6 protein-coding genes are annotated in these 4580 nt (G+C 49.3%); all 6 read right to left on the bottom strand.

The genetic code is table 11. The annotated features are described in order from the left end of the window. Positions 1-188: 188 nt before the first annotated feature. On the bottom strand, positions 189-1028 hold the full coding sequence (gene sul1, locus ABN256_RS18600; RefSeq protein ID WP_124743826.1) for a sulfonamide-resistant dihydropteroate synthase Sul1: 840 nt from the start codon (positions 1026-1028) through the stop codon (positions 189-191). Beyond that, complete coding sequence (locus ABN256_RS18595; protein WP_000679427.1) at positions 1022-1369, bottom strand: quaternary ammonium compound efflux SMR transporter QacE delta 1; 348 nt, start codon at positions 1367-1369, stop codon at positions 1022-1024. The genes sul1 and ABN256_RS18595 overlap by 7 nt, the downstream gene beginning before the upstream one ends. A gap of 222 nt (positions 1370-1591) precedes the next feature. Beyond that, positions 1592-2044 (bottom strand): NAD(+)--rifampin ADP-ribosyltransferase Arr-3, encoded by a 453-nt coding sequence (locus tag ABN256_RS18590; protein ID WP_001749986.1) that lies wholly within the window; start codon positions 2042-2044, stop codon positions 1592-1594. Between the two features lie 84 nt (positions 2045-2128). Continuing rightward, positions 2129-2761, bottom strand: coding sequence for a type B-3 chloramphenicol O-acetyltransferase CatB3 (locus ABN256_RS18585; RefSeq protein WP_000186237.1), 633 nt, complete (start codon positions 2759-2761; stop codon positions 2129-2131). Positions 2762-2898: 137 nt separating this feature from the next. Then, positions 2899-3729, bottom strand: coding sequence for an oxacillin-hydrolyzing class D beta-lactamase OXA-1 (locus ABN256_RS18580; protein ID WP_001334766.1), 831 nt, complete (start codon positions 3727-3729; stop codon positions 2899-2901). Positions 3730-3859: 130 nt separating this feature from the next. Beyond that, positions 3860-4414, bottom strand: coding sequence for a fluoroquinolone-acetylating aminoglycoside 6'-N-acetyltransferase AAC(6')-Ib-cr5 (locus tag ABN256_RS18575; RefSeq protein ID WP_063840321.1), 555 nt, complete (start codon positions 4412-4414; stop codon positions 3860-3862). Positions 4415-4580 lie beyond the last annotated feature (166 nt).

The raw sequence follows: 4580 nt of genomic DNA, 5'->3' as shown, positions 1-4580 counted from the left end.
GGTAAGCAGAGTTTTTGAAATGTAAGGCCTTTGAATAAGACAAAAGGCTGCCTCATCGCTAACTTTGCAACAGTGCCGTATGAACCGCCGCCTCATAGTGCAGTTTGATCCTGACGAGCCCAGCATGTCTGCGCCCACCTTCGCGGAACCTGACCAGGGTCCGCTAGCGGGCGGCCGGAAGGTGAATGCTAGGCATGATCTAACCCTCGGTCTCTGGCGTCGCGACTGCGAAATTTCGCGAGGGTTTCCGAGAAGGTGATTGCGCTTCGCAGATCTCCAGGCGCGTGGGTGCGGACGTAGTCAGCGCCATTGCCGATCGCGTGAAGTTCCGCCGCAAGGCTCGCTGGACCCAGATCCTTTACAGGAAGGCCAACGGTGGCGCCCAAGAAGGATTTCCGCGACACCGAGACCAATAGCGGAAGCCCCAACGCCGACTTCAGCTTTTGAAGGTTCGACAGCACGTGCAGCGATGTTTCCGGTGCGGGGCTCAAGAAAAATCCCATCCCCGGATCGAGGATGAGCCGGTCGGCAGCGACCCCGCTCCGTCGCAAGGCGGAAACCCGCGCCTCGAAGAACCGCACAATCTCGTCGAGCGCGTCTTCGGGTCGAAGGTGACCGGTGCGGGTGGCGATGCCATCCCACTGCGCTGAGTGCATAACCACCAGCCTGCAGTCCGCCTCAGCAATATCGGGATAGAGCGCAGGGTCAGGAAATCCTTGGATATCGTTCAGGTAGCCCACGCCGCGCTTGAGCGCATAGCGCTGGGTTTCCGGTTGGAAGCTGTCGATTGAAACACGGTGCATCTGATCGGACAGGGCGTCTAAGAGCGGCGCAATACGTCTGATCTCATCGGCCGGCGATACAGGCCTCGCGTCCGGATGGCTGGCGGCCGGTCCGACATCCACGACGTCTGATCCGACTCGCAGCATTTCGATCGCCGCGGTGACAGCGCCGGCGGGGTCTAGCCGCCGGCTCTCATCGAAGAAGGAGTCCTCGGTGAGATTCAGAATGCCGAACACCGTCACCATGGCGTCGGCCTCCGCAGCGACTTCCACGATGGGGATCGGGCGAGCAAAAAGGCAGCAATTATGAGCCCCATACCTACAAAGCCCCACGCATCAAGCTTTTGCCCATGAAGCAACCAGGCAATGGCTGTAATTATGACGACGCCGAGTCCCGACCAGACTGCATAAGCAACACCGACAGGGATGGATTTCAGAACCAGAGAAAGAAAATAAAATGCGATGCCATAACCGATTATGACAACGGCGGAAGGGGCAAGCTTAGTAAAGCCCTCGCTAGATTTTAATGCGGATGTTGCGATTACTTCGCCAACTATTGCGATAACAAGAAAAAGCCAGCCTTTCATGATATATCTCCCAATTTGTGTAGGGCTTATTATGCACGCTTAAAAATAATAAAAGCAGACTTGACCTGATAGTTTGGCTGTGAGCAATTATGTGCTTAGTGCATCTAACGCCGCCATAAACGGCGACAGGGTGGCGCGCCTATTGCGCATAAAATGGCGAAGCCATGCGCAACAGGCGCGGAATCTCTGGCGTCCGGTTTGATGGCTTTGTTATGCAAAGGACTAGTCTTCAATGACGTGTAAACCACGGCGCTTTAAGTCCTCCAACGAATCCAACATTCCCCTTATTAATTCAACAGGATGCCCCTCCCAGTCTTCAACAACGCCAACAATTCTCAAGGGTTCGCAGGTTCTATAGGACTGTGTTGGATTACCGGGAAATCTTTTGTTCGTAAGATTCGGATCGTCTTCGAACGGTCCTGTTGGCTCAACTATGTATATGTAGCCGCGACCCTCGAGGCCAGACAGTGACATAGCAAGTTCAGCTCCCCAAACTGCTGGCTCCATCAAGGCTGAAAAGTAGATGTGCTTAAGAATACGACCGTCCTCGAAATGAGAGATGAACCCTGTGGTTAGCAAGTCACCAATCGCCAAATTGGCTTTGGTTCCATGATAGAACGGTCCTTGCACCTGCTTGTAATTATCATGAGAGATGGGAATCCAATCTTTTACCATTTTAAGACCCTTAATTGTTGGGATTTGGCTGCATAACGCCTGAAATAAGCCGTGCCGCGAAGCGGCATCGGCTTGATTGAATTGTTAGACGGCAAACTCGAGCCAATACTTGTGCAGGCCAACAATATTAGACGAGCACAGCATGGGCATTGCCGCTTTGATCTTCTCCAGTGACCAATTCCACCACTCCATCTCCAGAAGCAATGAAATTTCCTCATCGGTGAAGCGTTTCTTAATCTTCTTAGCGGGATTGCCGCCAACGATAGCGTAAGGCTCCACATCTTTTGTCACCAACGAGCGGCTGCCTATCACCGCACCGTGCCCGATCTTGATTCCGGGCATGACCATTGCCTCAGAGCCGATCCAAACGTCATTGCCAATGACAGTATTACCTGCTTTTTGGAAGGCATCGAGTGCGCTTGAGAATGCAGGTTCTTCCTGCATATAAAAGAACGGGAAAGATGATGCCCAGTCGTACCGATGCCCCTGATTGCCAGCCATGATAAAGGAAGCCCCACTCCCGATAGAGCAGAAACTACCGATGATCAACTTATCAACGTCATCACGGTCCGGAAACAGATACCGTGCGCAGTCATCGAATGAGTGCCCATGATAGTAGCCAGAGTAATAGCTGTACCGCCCAACTTTGATATTGGGGTTCTTCACTTGCTCAGAAAGCAGCTTGCCTTTGAAGGGGCTATCAAAGTAGTTGGTCATAAGAGATCCCGCGGTCTGTGACTTTGCCGTCTAACGTTTGAAATAAGGGGCGCCGAGCGCCAGCGAGGGGAGCCAAAAGCTTGCTTTTGGCCGTCCCGACTTGATTGAAGGGTTGGGCGATTTTGCCATTAGATTTTTTATAAATTTAGTGTGTTTAGAATGGTGATCGCATTTTTCTTGGCTTTTATGCTTGATGTTAAATTCGACCCCAAGTTTCCTGTAAGTGCGGACACAAAAACATATTTATGTCCTGATTTGCTTATAATAAACCCTTCAAACCATCCGTTTTGTAAGGTTCTATTTGCTGTGAATCCTGCACCAGTTTTCCCATACAGTTTTGTACTATTATCCAGATCTTGTAGATACATGTTCTCTATGGTGTTTTCTATGGCTGAGTTTTTAACTGGGAGATTGTGATTAATAATTTTACGCAGGAATTGAATTTGTTCTTCTGGTGAAATTTTTAAGCTACTTTCGAGCCATGCTTCTGTTAATCCGTTGTTTCTTTCTTTATCTCCAGAGAAGTCTTGATTTCCATAATCAAAATCTTTGAGATAATTCTTGATTTTATTTAATCCAATTTTTTGGGTTATTTCTTGCGAAACCCAAACAACAGAAAATTGCATCCACGTCTTTGGTGTATGATTGCTGTTCCAGATCTCCATTCCTTTGGGGGTTTTATCCCATTTGAATATGGTTTTCTGATCTATTATTTCCGCATCAAATGCCATAAGTGATAATGCGATCTTGAAAGTTGAATCTGGTGCCATTTGCGTTGCACACTTTGCTTTATTGAATTGAGCAATTTCAGCGTTTGTGGATGCATCGTAAAGTAAAAAACAACCTTCAGTTCCTTCAAATAATGGAGATGCAACAGTAGAGATATCTGTTGATGCACTGGCGCTGCTGTAGATAATATTTGCAATTATTAAAAAAATAGCGAAGTTGATATGTATTGTGTTTTTCATAATAAGTATTGGTTTGGTAAAGGGCTTAATTTTAACGGCTAACAATTAATGAGGCTCCGGGTTCGCCCAACGTTTGACATGAGGGGCGGCCAAGGGCGCCAGCCCTTGGACGTCCCCCTCGATGGAAGGGTTAGGCATCACTGCGTGTTCGCTCGAATGCCTGGCGTGTTTGAACCATGTACACGGCTGGACCATATGGGGTGGTTACGGTACCTTGCCTCTCAAACCCCGCTTTCTCGTAGCATCGGATCGCTCGCAAGTTGCTCGGCGACGGGTCCGTTTGGATCTTGGTGACCTCGGGATCATTGAACAGCAACTCAACCAGAGCTCGAACCAGCTTGGTTCCCAAGCCTTTGCCCAGTTGTGATGCATTCGCCAGTAACTGGTCTATTCCGCGTACTCCTGGATCGGTTTCTTCTTCCCACCGTCCGTCCCCGCTTCCAAGAGCAACGTACGACTGGGCATACCCAATCGGCTCTCCATTCAGCATTGCAATGTATGGAGTGACGGACTCTTGCGCTAAAACGCTTGGCAAGTACTGTTCCTGTACGTCAGCAAGTGTCGGGCGTGCTTCTTCTCCGCCCCACCACTCGACGATATGAGATCGATTTAGCCACTCATAGAGCATCGCAAGGTCATGCTCAGTCATGAGGCGCAGTGTGACGGAATCGTTGCTGTTGGTCACGATGCTGTACTTTGTGATGCCTAACTTTGTTTTTGCGTTGCTCATGATGTCTAACTCCCAATTTGTGTAGGGCTTATTATGCACGCTTAAAGGCACTGTTGCAAAGTTAGCGATGAGGCAGCCTTTTGTCTTATTCAAAGGCCTTACATTTCAAAAACTCTGCTTA

This window comes from Proteus sp. fly-1008 (genome assembly GCF_040140305.1).
Lineage (GTDB): Bacteria > Pseudomonadota > Gammaproteobacteria > Enterobacterales > Enterobacteriaceae > Proteus > Proteus vulgaris_B.
This window is presented reverse-complemented; position numbering and strand designations above follow the sequence as displayed.